The organism is Kitasatospora sp. NPDC092948 (assembly GCF_044754805.1).
GTDB lineage: Bacteria > Actinomycetota > Actinomycetes > Streptomycetales > Streptomycetaceae > Kitasatospora.
In genome coordinates, this window is record NZ_JBIVPU010000007.1 from 103912 (window position 1) to 119920 (window position 16009).

A 16009-nucleotide genomic window follows, 5' to 3' on the forward strand; every position below is an offset into this window, starting at 1 on the left:
GTTGCGCGAATATAGCGGACGGGTCTGTCGGCTTCCCAACGAGTTCCACCTCCTCGCCCCCGGCAACGTGCGGAAATCCATTGCATGCAATGCATGCAAAGCTCTACGCTGCCGATGTGCAGACCGAGAGCACCCGCCGCAGCCTGCGGGCACTGATCCTCGACGGCCGCTACCCACCGGGGGCGCGACTGGGCGAGGTGGAGGTCGCGGAGACCCTCGGGGTGAGCCGCACCCCGGTCCGGGAGGCGTTCCGGGCGCTGACGGCGGACGGCCTGCTGGCCACCGCCGGGCGCGGCGTGCGGGTGGTGGAGCTGTCGGCGGAGGAGCTGACGCACGTCTACCGGGTGCGGGCCGCGCTGGAGGCGCTGACGGCGGAGCTCGCGGCCGAGCGGCAGCGGGCGGGCCGGCTCGCCCCCGCCGAGCTGACCGATCTGTCCGCGCTCGCCGACCGCACCCACCGAGCCACCGTGGAGCGCGAGTTGACGGAGGCGGTGCGGCTCAACCGGCAGTTCCACCGCCGGGTCGCGGAGCTCGCCGGCAACCCCGTCGCCCTGCACTCGCTGGAGCGGCTGTGGGACCAGATCCAGGTCTCCACCCACCGCTCCCTGCACGCGCCCGACCGCACCGCCCTGGTGGACGACCAGCACCGTGAGCTGCTGGCCGCCGTGTCCGCCGGGGATCCGGCCGCTGCCGGGGCGGCCGCCCGGCGGCACGTCCTGGACACCTGCGCCGCCGCCCGGCCGCCCGAGAAGGAGTGACTTGATGGCCCTGTCCCACCACTACGCGGTCCGTGTCGACTGGACCGGCAACCTCGGCACCGGTACCGACACCTACCGCTCGTACTCCCGCGACCACGACGTCTCCTCGGACGGGGTGCCGACCCTGCTCGGCAGCGCCGACCCGACGTTCCGCGGCGACCGCTCGCGGTGGAACCCGGAGCAGTTCCTGCTGGCCGCGCTCGCCCAGTGCCACATGCTGTCGTACCTGTCGCACTGCGCGCGCAGCGGCGTGGTGGTGCTGTCCTACACGGACGCGGCGGAGGCCACCATGGAGACCTCGGCCGGGGGCGGCCACTTCACCGGGGCGATGCTCCGGCCCCGGGTGGAGATCGCCGACGAGTCGATGCGCGAGCAGGCCGAGGCGCTGCACGGTCCGGCGAGCCGGGACTGCTTCATCGCCTCCTCGGTGAACTTCCCGGTCCACCACGAGCCTGTGGTGACGGTGCGGGCCGCCGTTTCCTGACTCTTCGTCAATTCCCATGGTGTATCTGGCTTCAGTGCGAACAGTGAGGCTGGCTCCAGGGAAAAGACGGTGGCTTGCAGGATCGATCCGGGCGGCGCGACGGCGAAGACTCGCAGCCATGCGAATCACTCAACGAATCAGTCGTCGAATCACTCGTCGAGGCGTCGGCGTGGCCGCCGCCACCACCGTCCTGCTCGGTCTGACGGCGCCGCTCGCCGCCGGCGCGTCCACCCCCGACCGCCCCGCCTGGGGTGCGTGCGCGGGCGGCGCGCCGGACGGCCGGCAGCAGTGCGCCGAGGTGACCGTCCCGGTCGACTACCTCCGACCCGGCGGGCCCACCCTCACGCTGGCGATCTCCCGGATTCCCGCCGCGAGGGCCGATCAGCGGCGCGGGGTGCTGGTGCTGATCCCGGGCGGGCCGGGCGGCAGCGGTCTGAACGGGCCGAGCAGCGCGGCAAAACGGCTCCCCCAGTCGGTGCTGGACAGGTACGACCTGATCGGCTTCGACCCGCGCGGCGTCGGCCGTTCCAGCCCGGTCACCTGCGGGCTGGACTACGAGGATCTGGCACCCGGCAGGCTGCTGCCCTGGCCCGTGCCCGACGGGCACGGCGGCGACGCCAGCCTGACCACCGGCCAACGCGTCGCCGACCGCTGCGCGACCAACGGCGGCCCGGTGCTGCACAGCATCACCACCCGCAACGAGGCACGCGACCTCGACCGGATCCGGCAGGCCCTCGGCGAGCGCCGGATCTCCGCCTGGGGCGTCTCCTACGGCACCTACGCGGGCGCGGCGTACGCCACGATGTTCCCCGACCGCACCGACCGGATCGTGCTGGACAGCAACGACAACCCCGATCCCGTGAACGCCGAACGCAGTTGGCTGGCCGCCTTCGCCACCGGCGCGGAGGACCGCTTTCCCGATTTCGCGGCCTGGGCGTCCTCCCCCGAGGCCGACGACCTCCGGATCGCCGACACCCCCGAGCAGGTCCGCACCGCGTACCTGACGGCCGCTCAGCAACTGGACGCCGCGCCGCTGCCCTGGTCCGGCAACAACCCGGACGTACTGGACGGCAACGGCCTGCGCGCCATGCTGCTGAACGGCCTCCAGGCCTACGACAGGTTCCCCACCGTGGCCACCCTGATCCTGTCCGCCCTGCACCACACTCCGCCGCCCGCGTACGTTCCCGGGCCGAACGATCCGACACCGGCGCAGTTGCAGGCCACCGCGGCGGTATCGGCCGCCACCCTGTGCAACGACGTGGCGTGGCCGCGCAACCTCGACACGTACGCCGCCGCGGTGGCCGCCGACCGGATCGCGCACCCGCTCACCGCAGGCATGCCGATGAACGCGACGGCCTGCGCGTTCTGGCACTGGCAGCCCGCCGAGCCGCCGGTCCGGGTCACCCCCGACGGGCCGTCGAACGTGCTGCTGGTGCAGAACCTGCGAGACCCGGCCACGCCGTACGCGGGAGCGCTCAAGATGCGCGCGGCATTCGGCGACCGGGCCCGGATGGTCACCGTCGACTCCGGCGGCCACCGCTCCTACCTGGCCAACGGAAACGCCTGCGGCGACGCCCTGGTGACGGAGTTCCTGACCACCGGCCACCGCCCCGCAAGGGACGCGTTCTGCCCGAAGGCCGGGTGAGGCCGGTGCGCAACACGCTCAACGCCACCCCGGCGGGGGCGGGCACAGCCGGCACCGTCCCGGCCGGACCGATCCCGGCTTTCGCACGCACCGCCGGTGGCTGTGCGCCCGCCCGCACCGCCGGTGGCTGTGCGCCCGCCCGCACCGCCGGTGGCTGTGCGCCCGCCCGCACCGCCGGTGGCTGTGCGCCCGTCCGCGCCGTCCCGTCAGCCCAGGTCGCGGCGGCGCAGGCCGGTCAGGCCGGTCAGGGTGACGAGGGCTGCCAGGGCGGTGGTCCACAGCAGTGGTGCGGCTTCGAACGTTCCGCCGGGCAGGTGTGGGAGGTGGGTGAAGGGCGACAGGTCGAGCACCCACTGCGGCAGTTGCAGGATCGGGCCGAGCCAGGCGATCAGGACGAACACGCCGTAGCCGGCCCAGCCGGCCGGCGTCCAGCGCGGCAGCAGGCCGTACATGGCCAGTGCGACGGCGGCGGTGAGCCAGACCGCGGGCAGTTGGGCGAGCGTCGCGCCGAGCATCCGGGCGACGGTGTCGCCCGTCCCGCTGCCGAGCGCGGCGCTCTGCGCCAGCCCGGCGGTGGTGCCGGCGACGGCCAGCAGTACGGCGGTGCCGAGCAGCGGGAACAGCAGGTGTCCGCCGGCCCAGCGCAGCCGGGGGACGGCGCCGGCCAGTACGGGTTCGGCCCGGCCGCCGCTCTCCTCCGCGCGCAGCCGCAGCACGGACTGCACGGCGTACACGGCGGCGATCATGCCGAACACCCCGGCGATGGTGGACAGGTAGGCGTTCAGCACGCCCTGCTGTCCGCCGAGGCGGGCCATCACGTCGGCCATCTGCCTGTTGTCGCCGACCAGGTCGACCACGCCCTTGGCGACGCTGCCGAACACCGCGCCGCCCGCGGCGAAGGCCAGCGCCCAGCCGAGCAGGGCGCCGCGCTGGAGGCGGCGAGCCAGTGCGGCGGCGTTCGCCAGGCCGGGTGCGGCGGCGGCCGGTCCGGGGCGCTGCGGGAGCATGCCGGCGCCCAGGTCGCGGTGTTCCACCAGCGCCCGGGCCAGCGCGGTGAGCAGCGCGGCCCCGGCCAGCGGCAGCGCCAGCACCCACCAGCGGTCGCCGGCGAACGCGCGGACCTGTTCGCTCCAGCCGATCGGGGAGAGCCAGCTCGCCCAGCCGGTGCCGCTGCCGGAGTCTCCGACGGCGCGCAGCACGAAGGCGAGGCCGATCGCCGCCCCGGCCAGGCCGTTGGCGGCCCGGCCGGTCTCGGCGACCTGCGCGGTGACGGCGGCCAGCGCGGCGAAGAACAGTCCGGTGGCGCCGAGCGCGAGGCCGAATGCCAGCCCGCCGGCCAGTGGCTGACCCGCCGCCAGCAGAACGATCGTCACCAGGGCGGCCAATGCGGCGTTCGCGGTGAGGGCGGTGGCGAGTGCGGCGGTCAGCGGGGCGCGCCGGCCGACCGCGCCCGCGCCGATCAGTTCGAACCGGCCGTCCTCCTCCTCGGCGCGGGTGTGCCGCACCACCAGCAGGGTGGACATCAGCGCGGCCAGCACCGCCCCGAACACGCCCATCCGCCATGCGGTCAGCCCGCCGATGGTGGAGCCGTCGAAGATCGGGCCGTACAGGGCGCGCAGCGAGCCGTTGCCGTCGATGCCGGCCGCGAAGGTCCGCCGGGAGGCCTCGTCGCCGTACAGCTTGCGGAAGGAGAAGGCGGTGGAGGCGACCATCCCGGTGCCGATGTACACCCACACCGGCAGGGCGATGCGGTCGCGGCGCAGGGCGAGGCGGTAGAGGGTGCCGGTGCCGGTCAGCGCGTAGCTGCTCATCGGACTGCCGCCGTCGAGGGGGTGTCGTCGGTGTTCGCGTAGTGGCGCAGGAAGAGTTCCTCCAGCGTCGGCGGCCGGCTGGCGAGGCTGCGCACGCCGACGGCGGTGAGTTCGGCGAGCAGGGCGCCGAGTTGCTCGGTGTCGACCTGGCAGCGCAGGCGGTCGCCGTCGATCGTCAGGTCGTGGACGTAGTCGGGGCGCGGCGGCGGGCCGGCGAGGACGGCGTCCACCGAGGTGCGGGTGAGGTGCCGCAGGTCGTCGAGGGTGCCGGTCTCCACGGTGCGGCCGGCCCGGATGATCGACACCCGGTCGCAGAGCGCCTCCACCTCGGACAGGATGTGGCTGGAGAGCAGCACCGTGGTGCCCCGGTCGCGGGCCTCGGCGACGCACTCGCGGAACACCTCCTCCATCAGCGGGTCCAGGCCGGAAGTGGGCTCGTCCAGGATCAGCAGGTCGGTGTCCCCGGCGAACGCCGCGACCAGCGCGACCTTCTGCCGGTTGCCCTTGGAGTAGGAGCGGCCCTTCTTGGTGGGGTCCAGTTCGAAGCGCTCCAGCAGTGCGGCCCGGCGGGCGGGGTCGAGTCCCCCGCGCAACCGCCCGAGCAGGTCGATCGTCTCGCCGCCGGAGAGGTTGCGCCACAGCGTCACATCGCCCGGCACGTAGGCAAGTCGGCGGTGCAGGGGGACGGCGTCGCGCCACGGGTCGCCGCCGAGCAGGGTGGCGGTGCCGGAGTCGGCGCGCAGCAGTCCGAGCAGCACGCGGATGGTGGTGGACTTGCCCGACCCGTTGGGGCCGAGGAACCCGTGTACCTCGCCCTGCTCGACCGTGAGGTCCAGTCCGTCCAGGGCGCGGGTGCGGCCGAAGGTCTTCACCAGGCCGGACACCGAGATGGCCGTCGTCATGTGCTCGACGCTACTCTTGTTTCACAACTTCGTGAAGTCACCGAAAGTCCCGGTTCTTCGCGTGGCGGCCGAAGGTGTGCGAAGGCGGGCGGACGCCCGGCCGGGCGGGGTGTCGGGGAGGTACGGACGGTGCAGGTGAGCGAGGTGGACGGGATGGGCGCGCAGCGCGATCCGGCGGTGGTGTCGGAGTTCGTGGAGCGGTTCGCCACCGTGCTGGCGGACGGCGGGTTCCCCCGGATGCCGGCCCGGGTGTTCACCGCCCTGCTGACCGCCGACTCCGGGCGGCTGACCTCCGCCGAACTGAGCGAACTGCTCCAGATCTCCCCCGCCGCGGTCTCCGGCGCGGTCCGCTACCTGACCCACGTCGACCTGGTCGGCCGGGAGCGCGAACCCGGCACCCGCCGCGACCGCTACCGCATCCACGACCACGTCTGGTACGAGGCCACCGCCAACCGGGACCGTACGCTCTCCCGCTTCGAGTCCAGCCTCGCCGAGGGCATCGACGCCCTCGGCCCGGACACCCCGGCGGGCCAACGGCTCGCCGAGTCCCTGGAGTTCTTCGCGTTCCTGCGGGTCGAGCTCCAGGAGATGATGCAGCGCTGGCGCGACCGCCGGGAGTGACGGCCCGCCGGGAGTGACGGCCCGCCGGCCCGCTACCGTCCGCGGGGCTCCGGTGCCCGGACGGTCAGCCGAGGTAGGCAGGCGCGACCGCGGAGTGCACCAGCACCGCCGGGGTGCCGGTGCCGTCGGCGGGGACGGTCCACAGGTCCGATCCGTAGTCGCCGGGCAGCGAGTACAGCAGCGTGCCGTTGCCGGACCAGAGCGCCTGGTCGTCGATGTTGCGCTGCTCGGCGGTCGCGGTCTCGGCCATGGTGGCGAGGTCGAGCACGTACAGCCGCCACGGCGCGGCCGGGTCGGCGCCGGCCACCCGCTTCTTGTAGGCGATCCGGGTGCCGTCCGGCGACAGCGAGGGGCACTCGACGTTCTGGTGCAGGGTGGTCAGGGTGCGGGCGGCGAGGTCGCCCTGCACCAGGTAGGTCTGGCCGCCGGTGGCGACCGTCGCGTAGAAGCGGTTGTCGTCGGCGGCGAAGGTGACGCCCCAGACATTGAGGTCGGACGCCCGGACGGGGCGGCCGTCCTTCAGCACCTGGAAGGTCTCCAGGTTGTCGTAGAACTGCCAGTTGCGGGTGTCGACGATCGCGGTGCGGGTGGAGAAGTCGGTGCCCGCGTAGGAGTCGCCGCTGACGAACACCGTCCAGCCGACCAGCCGGCCCGACGGGGAGACCCGGGCGCGGGTGGGGATGCCGGGGGCGGGGAAGCGCCTGACCTCGTGCAGCGAGGCGTCCAGCACGGACGCGTGGTAGGTGTCGTCCAGCGCGCCGTGCTCGGCCTGCAGGCAGATTCCGGTTCCGGCCGCGGCATGGAAGCGCAGGCACTTCACGCCGGACGCGGTGCGCGGGCCGTCCGGACGGTCGGCGGGCACCGCGGCGACCTCGTCCCGGTGCGGGCCCCAGGCCAGGTTGCGCAGCAGCAGTTGACGCCCCGCCGGTTCCAGCGTCACCGTCCCTTCGCGCACGGGCGGCCCGCCCGCCTGCTCCTGGTTGCGCCGATCGGCGCGCCCGGCGGCGTACCGGACGGCGACGGTTCCGACGCCGGCCAGCAGCAGCACCGCGATCACCAGCACCAGCACCTTGCGCCGCACCGAGACGTCCCCTGTCGGGGGCTCGGGCTGCTCGGAGTCCGGCTCTGCAACGACGGGAGCAGTCATCTGGGGTGCCCTCCGGGCGGGTTGACGGGAAAGGGGCGGGGAAGGGGCGGGGAAGGGTCCGTCGCGCGGAACGCCGTGCAGCGTGCCTCCGGGCGGGCTCGGCGAGCGGCGGACCTGCCCGACTCGCCGCCTCCCGGGACGGCAGCGGGACGACAGCGGGACGACGCGGGGCGCCCTCCGGGCGGAGGTCGGCGGGTGGCGGGGCGTCAGTCCGCGGTGGCGGCCGGGCGGAGCAGGCGGGTGGCCGTGATCGCGGTGGCGGCGAGCGCGAGGGCGGTCGCGGTGAGGGCGGCCCGGGGGCCCCAGAGGGTCCAGGCGGCGCCGAAGGCGAGCGAGCAGACGAATCGGGCGAGGGCCTGGCCGGTTCCCACCAGGGCCTGGCCGGCGCCCTGTTGGCCGTCGGGGACGGTCGCGGCGGTGGCGGCGGCGAGCACCCCGTCGGTGGCGGCGTAGAAGGTGCCGTGCAGCAGCAGGACCAGCACGGCGGCGCCCGCGCCGCGCAGCGGGGACAGCACCGTCCCGTACGCGCCGAGCAGGACGACGTGGCCGGCCAGGAACAGGGTGCGGCGGCCGACCTTGTCCGCGATCACGCCGAGCGGCACGGCGAGGGTCAGGAAGACCGCGGCGGTTCCGAGCGGCAGCAGCGGAAACAGGTGTACGGGCAGGTCGAGTTCGCGTTGCAGCAGCAGGTACAGGAAGGAGTCGCTGACGGTGGTGAGGCCGAGCAGCACGGCGGCCAGGGTGAGCCGGCGCAGCGCGGGGCGGCGCAGCAGCGCGAGCGAGTCCCGCAGGGTGGGCCGCGGTCCCGTCGGGGCGACGACCGGGGCGGTCCGCTCGGGGACGGGCGCAGTCCGCTCGGGAACGGGCGCGGTCCGGGCGGGGACGATCCGGGCGGGGACGAACAGCACCAGCAGCAGCACGCCGAGCACGGCCACGCACCCGGAGACGGTGAACACCGCGCTGTAGCCCGCGCGTTCGGCCCGGTCGTCGGCGATCCGCAGCACCGCGAAGGCGAGCAGCGGGCCGAGCAGCGCGCCGGTGGTGTCCATCGCGCGGTGCACGCCGAACGCGCGGCCGCGGTGCTCGGGTGCGGTGGCCAGCGAGATCATCGCGTCCCGGGGCGCGGTGCGCAGGCCCTTGCCGGTGCGGTCGATCGCGAGGACGCCGCCGATCAGCGGCACGGTGTGGACGAGCAGCAGCAGCGGCTTGCACAGCGCGGACAGGCCGTAGCCGATCCCGGCGACGAGTTTGTGTCCGCGTCCGCCGCGGTCGGCGAGGTGGCCGCCGAGCAGGCGGACCAGCGCGCCGACGCCGTTGTTGATGCCGTCGAGCAGGCCGAAGCCGAGCGGCGACAGGCCGAGCGCGGCGACCACGTACAGCGGCAGGACGGCGCCGACCATCTCGGAGGAGACGTCGGTGACCAGGCTGACCGCGCCGAGTGCGAGCACGGTGCCGGGGACGGCGGCGCGCCGCCCCGGGCGGGTGCCCGGGGCGGCGGCCGCGGCGCGGCCGGTCTTGGTGGAGCGGGCGTCCGCGAGGTACATCCGGCGTCAGTTCCAGATGCCGGTGATGTCGGAGGCGGAGGCGGCGTTGCCGGCGTGGGCGCTCAGGCCGGCCAGGTCCTCCAGGGTGCGCAGTACGTTGTAGTGGTTGTAGGTGGTGGCGCTGGTGGAGCCGGGGGTCACGTGCTGGCCGTAGACCACGGTGGGGATGCGGTTGCCGGAGAGGCTGTTGTCCTCGTCGAAGGTGACCACCAGCAGGCTGTTGTGGCTCTGCGCCCAACTGGCGTACACACCGAGGTTGTTCTGGATCCAGGTGTCGCCGGTGGAGACCGAGCAGTCGTGCATGTCGCTGCACAGGTTCGGCACCACGAAGGAGACCTTCGGCAGCTTGGTGTAGTCGGTGGGGAACTGGGCGAAGGTGTACGCGGTGTTGGTCGGCACGTTGGAGAAGCCGAACCACGGGTTGTGCTTCTGCGCGTACTTGCCGCTGGAGCAGACGGTGGAGCCCTGGCTGGGCAGGGTCTCGTTGTACGAGCCCCAGCTCTGCCCGGCGGCGATCAGCTCGGACGCCAGGTTGGGGGCGGTCATCGAGCCGACGCTGACACAACTGTCGTCGGTGCGGCCCTGGTTGGAGCCGGAGAACAGCATGTAGTAGTTCGGCTCGGACGGGTGGGTCAGGCCGTAGGACTGGGTGAGGTTGGCGCCGCCGGCCACCAGGGTGTTGTTCAGGTACGGGGCGCCGGAGCTGCCGATCACCTGGCTGTAGGCGTGGTTCTCCATCACCACCACGACGACGTGGTCGGGCGCGGGAAGTCCGGCGGCCTGCGCGGTGGAGCCGGTGGCGGCCCACAGTCCGAGCGAGGCGGCGGCCAGGGCGACGGTGCTTCCGATCGCGGTCAGCCGGCGCTTGGTGCGGCGGTCGAGCGGTACAGCGGTCATGGCGAGGTCCCTCCGGGGCAAGGAACGTGCGGGACAGGGCTGTTGGAGCGCCGGAAACGCTAGGGGCGACCGGTGACCGGAACGCCTTTTGACAGGTTAAGAACAAGCGAACGGTTGGCTGGACAGCAGGGCCGCGCCGACGCTTTCCGGCCGCCGGAGCGGCGCGGCTCACACCTGTCCCGATTGACCCGGCTCGGACCGACATGGTGGGATCTTCGCGGCCCGGCGCGCACGACCGGCGCGGTGGACGAGCAACGGGAGGACCGGGCGTGACAGCCACCTCCCCCGTGGTGCCGGGCGCGACCACCACCTCCCGCGTGGTGCTCGGACTGGGCCTTCGCCGCGGCACCCCCGCCGCGGAACTGCTCCGCACCGCCGACGCCGCACTCGCCGCCTGCGGCCTGGACCGCACCGCCGTCATCCTGGTCGCCACCCTGGACAGCAAGCTCTCCGAGCCCGGACTGTGCGCCGCCGCACGGGAGTTGGGCGTACCGATGGTCGGCCACCCGGCCGCCGTGCTGGCCGCCGTCCCGGTGGCCGGCTCCGCCCGGGTGGCCGCGGCGGTCGGCACCCCGAGCGTCGCGGAGGCCGCCGCCCTGGCCTCCGCCGGACCGGCCGCCCGTCTGCTGGCACCCCGCACCGCCTCGGCGTCGGCCACCGCAGCCCTCGCCGCACCCCCACAGGAGACCACCAGGTGAACGCCGAGCCCGATCTGCGCCATCACGGCGACGCCGAAGTCCGCTCCGCCGGGCTGGTCGACCTCGCGGTGAACGTCCGCACCGGCACCCCGCCGCCGTGGCTGCGCGCACACCTCGCCGCCACGCTGGACACGCTGGCCGCCTACCCGGACGGCACCGCGGCCCGCGCCGCCGTCGCCGCAAGGCACGGGCGCCCGGTCGCCGAGGTGCTGCTCACCTCCGGCGCGGCCGAGGCGTTCGTACTGCTCGCCCGGGTGCTGCGACCGCGCCACGCGGTGGTGGTGCACCCGCAGTTCACCGAACCGGAGGCGGCGCTGCGGGACGCCGGGCACACCGTCCACCGGGTCCTCCTCACGCCGGAGCAGGACTTCCGCCTGCTGCCCGGGGCCGTTCCGGAGGACGCCGACCTCGTGGTGGTCGGCAACCCCACCAACCCCACCTCCATCCTGCACCCGGCCGCCGCGCTGGCCGAACTCGCCCGGCCCGGGCGGACCCTGGTGGTCGACGAGGCGTTCATGGACACCGACCCGGGCGAGACCCAGACCCTCGCCGGGGCCCGCGACCTGCCCGGCCGGGTGGTCGTGCTGCGCAGCCTCACCAAGACCTGGGGCCTGGCCGGCCTGCGGATCGGCTACCTGCTCGCCCCCGCCGACCTGGTCGCCGACCTCGCCGCCGCCCAGCCGCTGTGGCCGGTCTCCACCCCTGCGCTGGCCGCCGCCGAACTCTGCTCGGCCCCCGCCGCCCTCGCCGAGGCCGACGCCGCCGCCCGCGCCACCGCCCTGGACCGCGAACACCTGCTGAAGGGCCTCGCCGCCCTCCCCGCCGTCCGGGTGCACGGCGACCCCGCGGCCTCCTTCGTGCTGATCCGGCTCCCGGGCGCCGCGGCCGTCCGCGACCGCCTGCGCACCGCCGGCTTCGCCGTCCGCCGCGGCGACACCTTCCCCGGCCTCGGCCCCGACTGGCTGCGCCTGGCCGTCCGCGACCGGGACACCACCGACCGCTTCCTCGACGCCCTGGCCGCGGCGATCGACGGCTGATCGGCCCTCAGTGCAGCTCGACCCGGTCGCCGACCTCCACGGCGCCCGGGGTGAGCACCTGCGCGTACACCCCCAGGCACGGCAACGGGCCCATGCCGGGCAGCGGTTCGACCCGGTTGAGCCGGGCCGGACGGCGCAGCGCCTCCGGGTCGGCGGGCAGCCCGCCGTGCGCGAGGGTGGGGACGGCGCAGCGCGGGCTGGCGGCGATCAGGCACAGCCGCAGTTCCGCGCCGACGGTGAGCTCGCGGCCCACCCAGGCGTTCTCCTCGAACGGTTCGCCGTCGGTGTCGACGACCAGGTTGGGCCGGTAGCGGACCGCCGCTGCGCCCGCCAGGCTGGCGGTGGTGAGCAGGTGCAGCGGGGCGAAGTCGAAGAAGCTGCCGGGGGCCGCGGCCTTCCCGAAGTCCTGGACGGTGTAATCCACTTCGGCCTCGATGCCGTCGGCCAGCACCTGTTCCGGCACCGACCGCAGCAGCGTGGACCCGTCCGGCCGCTCGCCGACCAGCCGGACGGGGCGGCCCAGCAGCGCGGTGATCCCGTCCTCGTTCAGCTCCCCGCCGTCCGGGCCGGTGATCCGCACGTCGCCGCCCTCGGCCGTGGCGCGCAGGATCAGCAACTGCCGCCACAGGCGCGACTGTTTGGCGCTGGCGATCCGCCCGGTGGTCACGTCCAGCAGGGCGCGGCGGCGGTCGCCCTCGACGCCGTGCTCGTCGATCCGGGCCCGGACGATCTCCTCGCCGAGCATCGACTTCACGGGGTGGCGGTACAGCGCGGCGACCTTCAACGGGTGATCTCCTCGGCCCAGGCGGCGAGTTGTGCGAAGTCCTCGGGCCGCAGCCCGTACCGGTGATCGATCCTCAGCGTAAGCGCCGGCCCGGGGTGGTGGTCGGCTATCCACGCCGTGTCCTGCGGCTCGATCTCGTCGTCCACCCAGGCGAACGGCCGCCCCGCCGCCCACGCCACCAGCTGCCGGGTCTTCCAGTGCAACCCGTCCGGGTCCCCGTGGTGCATCGACTCCCAGTCCACGACGGGCAGTTGCGGCAGCCCGAGCAGCGGCGACAGGTGCTCGTTCGCCTCCGCCCGCCACGTGGTCGCCCACACCAGGCGGTACGGCAGCGCCAGCAGGGACGGCCCGTGGGCGGGGTGCAGCCAGACCCGCAGCGGCTTCGGGTTGCGCAGGCCCATCTCGCGCTGCCGCTGCCGCCAGGTCTGCGACTCCACCCGGTGGGTCAGATACCCCTCGGGCCGCCGGTACGGCTTCCCGACGTACGGCGCGATCGGCCCGTCGACGTCCAGCATCAGCAACGGGCGGTCCGTCATGTTCTCCTCCTCCGCGGCCAGGGCCGGATTCTCCCCCGCCGCCGGACCCTCGGGCCAGCGGCTTTGTCCCGGGCGGGGGTCGCGCGGGCGGCACGGGCGGCGCGGGCGGCGCGGGCGGCAGGCCTACGGCAGGAGGAGCACGGCCGGGCCCCTCAACGGCCCACCTCCTCGGCCCATTCGGCGAGTCGGGCGAAGTGCTCCGGCCGCAGGCCGTACCGGTGGTCGACCTTCAGGGTGAGCGCCGGGCCCGGGTGGTGGGCGGCGATCCACTCGGTGTCCTGCGGCTGGATCTCGTCGTCCACCCAGGCGAACGGCTGCTGGTCGGCCCAGCACACCAGCTGCCGGGTCTTCCAGTGCAGGCCGTCCGGGTCCCCGTCGTACATCGACTCCCAGCTCACGTACGGGAGTTTGGGCAGCCCGAGGAGTGGCGCCAGGTGCTCGTCCGCCTCCCCCTGCCACGCGGTCGCCCACACCAGGTCGTACGGCAGGGCCAGCAGGGACGGACCGTGGGCGGGGTTCAGCCAGACCCGGAGCGGCTTCGGATCCGTCACCCCCTTGTCGAGCTGCCGCTGCCGCCAGGTCTGCGACGGCACCCGGTGCGTCCGGTAGCCCCGGGGGCGGAGGAAGCGGTCGTACGGGGCGATCGGCCCGTCGACGTCCAGCATCAGCAGCGGACGGTCTGTCATGCGCTCTCCCTCGGTCGGCCTGTGCCGGATTCTCCCCCGCGCCCGGCCCGCCCGGCCACCACTTCGGGTCAGGAACCCTGCGCAGCCTGCCAGTTGCGGGCGGCGGCGATGCGCCGGGTGGCGCTGGGGTGGGTGGCGAGGAGGAGTTCGAGGGCGCGGGGCGGGTTCGGGTCGGAGACGTTGGCGACCGCGAGGCGGTGCTGCATGGCGATGAACTGCTCGGCGTCGCCCGTGAGTTCGAGGGCGTGCCGGTCGGCGCGGGTCTCGATCCGGCGGCTGACCGCGCACTGGACGGGGGTGCTGACGGCGCCGAGCAGGGCGGCGAGGGCGGCGAGCAGCGGGAGGGAGCGCGGGTCCTGGGGGTGCGCGGCGCCGGCGGCGTCGAGCAGCGGCCGCCAGGCGAGCAGCGCCGCCAGCACCGGCACCACGACGGCCGCGCCGATCGCGCCCAGCACGGTTCCGGTGGCGACGTCGCGGTGCTTGACGTGGCCGAGTTCGTGCGCGGCGACGAGTTCGACCTCGCGCGGGTCGGCGGTCGCCAACAGGGTGTCGTAGGCCACGATCCGCCGGGTCGGGCCGAAGCCGGACACGTACGCGTTCAGCGCGGTGGTGCGACGGGACGCGTCGGCGACCAGTACGTCGCGCACCGCGATGCCGTCGCGGCGGGCCAACTCCAGCAGGGCGGTGCGCAGTTCGCCGTCCGGCATCGGGGAGAACCGGTTGAACAGCGGCTCGAAGACCAGCGGGTGCAGGAACGACAGCGCCACCGTCAGCAGTGCCGCCGCCAGCGCCCCCGGCAGCCACCAGCGGTGCGGCGAGTGCCCGATCAGTGCGTACAGGCCGAGCGCGAGCGGCAGGAACAGACCGAGGGACAGCGCCGCTGAGCGCAGCACGTCCACCGCCCAGCCCGCCCAGCCCTGGGTGACCAGGCCGAACCGGGCGCGGACGGTGCGGACCCGGGCCGCGAACGGCAGCGTCACCGCCTGTCCGAGCAGCACCAGCGCCGCGCTCCCGGCCAGCACCTCGGCCGCCCAGCTGCCCCCGAACCAGCCGCCGACCGCCGTCACCAGCCCGGCCCCGGCGGCCGTGAAGCCCAGCACCGCCGACAGCGCCAGCGAGGCCAGCTGCCCGCCGAGCGCCCACGGCACCTGTGCCCGCCGCAACGCCCGCCCGCGCGCCACCTCCTGCGGGGTGAAGTCGCCGGACGCCACGGGGGACGGAGTGTCAGCCATGCCCTCAGCGTAGTGACCCGACCCCGCGGTCGGGCCCCTCCACGCAGCCCGGCCCCGCCGCCGGGCCGCCGGGCCCCGGGCCGCCGGGCGCAACGCGTCGAACCGTCCGACCGCCGTCCGACCGGTTCGCACGCCCTCACCACCGCACCGCTACGCGTGCTGCCGCCGCCGCACGGCAAGCAACCCGCCGCAGCACCAGAACCGTCGCCCGGCAGCCCGGCCCGAATCTCCCGGACCTCCCGCGCCTCCCGAACCTCCCGGACCTCCGGCCGTCAGGCCGCTTCGCGCAGGGCCGCCGTGAACCAGGCGAACACCGGGGCCAGCGACGGGGGCTCCGGCCAGCCGTTGATGCGGGCCAGCAAGGTCCAGTAGCGCTCCACCCGGGGGTCGCCCGCCACCTCCAGCCTGGTCAGCAGCCAGGCCCGCAGCGCGGCGTCGTCCGGCCGTCCGAACACCTGCGCGTACCTGGCCGCCAGCCCGGCCACCACCTGTGCGGCCGGGGGCGAGCCCGGGGCGACCCCGGCGGCCAGTGCCCCGCCGACGGACTCCCGTACCTGTTCGGTCAGTTCGTGGTGCAGCCCGGTGGTGTCGCCGGCGGCGCGCTCCGCGGCCTGGTAGGCGGCCATTCGCCGCAGCGCGGCCCGGAAGTCCTCGTTCCGGGTCAGTTCGGCGAGCTCCGCCCAGGCCGCGACCTGCCCGGGGCTCGGTTCCTCCGGCAGCTCGGGCACCGCCGCCCGGAGCAGCTCCACCAGTTCGGGGTTGGCGTCCGCGGTGCCGAAGGTGTCCTCGACGAACTCCTCGATCATTCGGCGGCGTTCCTCGTCGGACAGCCTCGCCAGTCGGTGCATCATTGCGATCTCCTCGTCTTCGCTTCCCTGTTCGGCGACCGCGCGCAGCACCGCCCGGCGCAGCCGCAGGGCCCGGATCTGCACGTCCAGGGCGTCCGCGTGGGCGCGTGCCACCTCGCCGACCGTGGTCTCACGGTCCAGCACCCGCCGAACGGTGCTCAGGTCGAGCCCCAACTCGCGCAGTGTGCGGACCAGTTGCAGGCGTGCCACGGCCTGTGCCCCGTACCGGCGGTATCCGGCGGGGCTGCGGTCGGTGGACGGCACCAGGCCGGTGTCCGCGTAGAACCGGATGGTCTTCACCGTCAGCCCGGTCCGCCGCGCCAACTCGCCGATCGTCACCAGCTCTTCGCCGTCCATGCCCCCACTCTGGGGTCTCCCC

Annotated in this window: 16 protein-coding genes; 6 read left to right on the plus strand and 10 right to left on the minus strand. The window is 74.5% G+C overall.

Annotation, left to right across the window (positions count from 1 at the left end; all coding sequences use genetic code 11):
• The first annotated feature begins 116 nt into the window (after window positions 1–116).
• The 3 genes from ACIQF6_RS21905 (at window position 117) to ACIQF6_RS21915 (ending at window position 2887) form a co-directional block, all read left to right on the plus strand.
• Window positions 117–758 carry a GntR family transcriptional regulator gene (locus ACIQF6_RS21905; RefSeq protein WP_400897465.1) on the plus strand — a complete coding sequence of 214 codons (642 nt, stop codon included), beginning with the start codon at window positions 117–119 and terminating at the stop codon, window positions 756–758.
• A 4-nt stretch (window positions 759–762) separates the two neighbouring features.
• Window positions 763–1242, plus strand: coding sequence for an OsmC family protein (locus ACIQF6_RS21910; protein ID WP_400897467.1), 480 nt, complete (start codon window positions 763–765; stop codon window positions 1240–1242).
• Between the two features lie 118 nt (window positions 1243–1360).
• Window positions 1361–2887, plus strand: coding sequence for an alpha/beta hydrolase (locus ACIQF6_RS21915; RefSeq protein WP_400897469.1), 1527 nt, complete (start codon window positions 1361–1363; stop codon window positions 2885–2887).
• Between the two features lie 206 nt (window positions 2888–3093).
• Here the strand turns inward: ACIQF6_RS21915 and ACIQF6_RS21920 are convergent, their stop codons facing one another.
• A complete protein-coding gene (locus ACIQF6_RS21920; RefSeq protein ID WP_400897471.1) occupies window positions 3094–4698 on the minus strand; it encodes an ABC transporter permease in 1605 nt (534 codons plus the stop codon).
• Window positions 4695–5600: an ATP-binding cassette domain-containing protein gene (locus tag ACIQF6_RS21925; RefSeq protein ID WP_400897473.1), complete on the minus strand. Its 906-nt coding sequence runs from the start codon at window positions 5598–5600 to the stop codon at window positions 4695–4697. Before ACIQF6_RS21925 ends, ACIQF6_RS21920 begins: the two co-directional genes overlap by 4 nt.
• 153 nt (window positions 5601–5753) lie before the next feature.
• Here ACIQF6_RS21925 and ACIQF6_RS21930 point away from each other — a divergent pair, with 153 nt between their 5' ends.
• A complete protein-coding gene (locus ACIQF6_RS21930) occupies window positions 5754–6221 on the plus strand; it encodes a GbsR/MarR family transcriptional regulator (RefSeq protein ID WP_400897822.1) in 468 nt (155 codons plus the stop codon).
• A 64-nt stretch (window positions 6222–6285) separates the two neighbouring features.
• Here the strand turns inward: ACIQF6_RS21930 and ACIQF6_RS21935 are convergent, their stop codons facing one another.
• From ACIQF6_RS21935 to ACIQF6_RS21945, 3 genes are all read right to left on the minus strand, one after another.
• A complete protein-coding gene (locus ACIQF6_RS21935) occupies window positions 6286–7368 on the minus strand; it encodes a TolB family protein (protein WP_400897475.1) in 1083 nt (360 codons plus the stop codon).
• Window positions 7369–7574: 206 nt separating this feature from the next.
• Window positions 7575–8912 carry an MFS transporter gene (locus ACIQF6_RS21940; RefSeq protein ID WP_400897477.1) on the minus strand — a complete coding sequence of 446 codons (1338 nt, stop codon included), beginning with the start codon at window positions 8910–8912 and terminating at the stop codon, window positions 7575–7577.
• Between the two features lie 6 nt (window positions 8913–8918).
• Window positions 8919–9809 carry an alkaline phosphatase family protein gene (locus ACIQF6_RS21945; protein WP_400897479.1) on the minus strand — a complete coding sequence of 297 codons (891 nt, stop codon included), beginning with the start codon at window positions 9807–9809 and terminating at the stop codon, window positions 8919–8921.
• A 269-nt stretch (window positions 9810–10078) separates the two neighbouring features.
• Here ACIQF6_RS21945 and ACIQF6_RS21950 point away from each other — a divergent pair, with 269 nt between their 5' ends.
• A complete protein-coding gene (locus tag ACIQF6_RS21950) occupies window positions 10079–10507 on the plus strand; it encodes a cobalamin biosynthesis protein (RefSeq protein WP_400897481.1) in 429 nt (142 codons plus the stop codon).
• Complete coding sequence (cobC, locus tag ACIQF6_RS21955; RefSeq protein ID WP_400897483.1) at window positions 10504–11544, plus strand: Rv2231c family pyridoxal phosphate-dependent protein CobC; 1041 nt, start codon at window positions 10504–10506, stop codon at window positions 11542–11544. The genes ACIQF6_RS21950 and cobC overlap by 4 nt, the downstream gene beginning before the upstream one ends.
• A 7-nt stretch (window positions 11545–11551) precedes the next feature.
• Here cobC and ACIQF6_RS21960 read toward each other — a convergent pair whose 3' ends face one another.
• The 5 genes from ACIQF6_RS21960 to ACIQF6_RS21980 all read right to left on the minus strand — a co-directional run bounded on the left by ACIQF6_RS21960 (window position 11552) and on the right by ACIQF6_RS21980 (window position 15987).
• A complete protein-coding gene (locus ACIQF6_RS21960) occupies window positions 11552–12328 on the minus strand; it encodes an MOSC domain-containing protein (protein WP_400897485.1) in 777 nt (258 codons plus the stop codon).
• Complete coding sequence (locus ACIQF6_RS21965; protein ID WP_400897487.1) at window positions 12325–12864, minus strand: hypothetical protein; 540 nt, start codon at window positions 12862–12864, stop codon at window positions 12325–12327. The genes ACIQF6_RS21960 and ACIQF6_RS21965 overlap by 4 nt, the downstream gene beginning before the upstream one ends.
• 152 nt (window positions 12865–13016) lie before the next feature.
• Window positions 13017–13550, minus strand: coding sequence for a hypothetical protein (locus ACIQF6_RS21970; protein ID WP_400897489.1), 534 nt, complete (start codon window positions 13548–13550; stop codon window positions 13017–13019).
• A gap of 68 nt (window positions 13551–13618) precedes the next feature.
• Complete coding sequence (locus ACIQF6_RS21975) at window positions 13619–14782, minus strand: M48 family metallopeptidase (RefSeq protein WP_400897491.1); 1164 nt, start codon at window positions 14780–14782, stop codon at window positions 13619–13621.
• A 272-nt stretch (window positions 14783–15054) separates the two neighbouring features.
• Complete coding sequence (locus ACIQF6_RS21980; RefSeq protein WP_400897493.1) at window positions 15055–15987, minus strand: MerR family transcriptional regulator; 933 nt, start codon at window positions 15985–15987, stop codon at window positions 15055–15057.
• Window positions 15988–16009 lie beyond the last annotated feature (22 nt).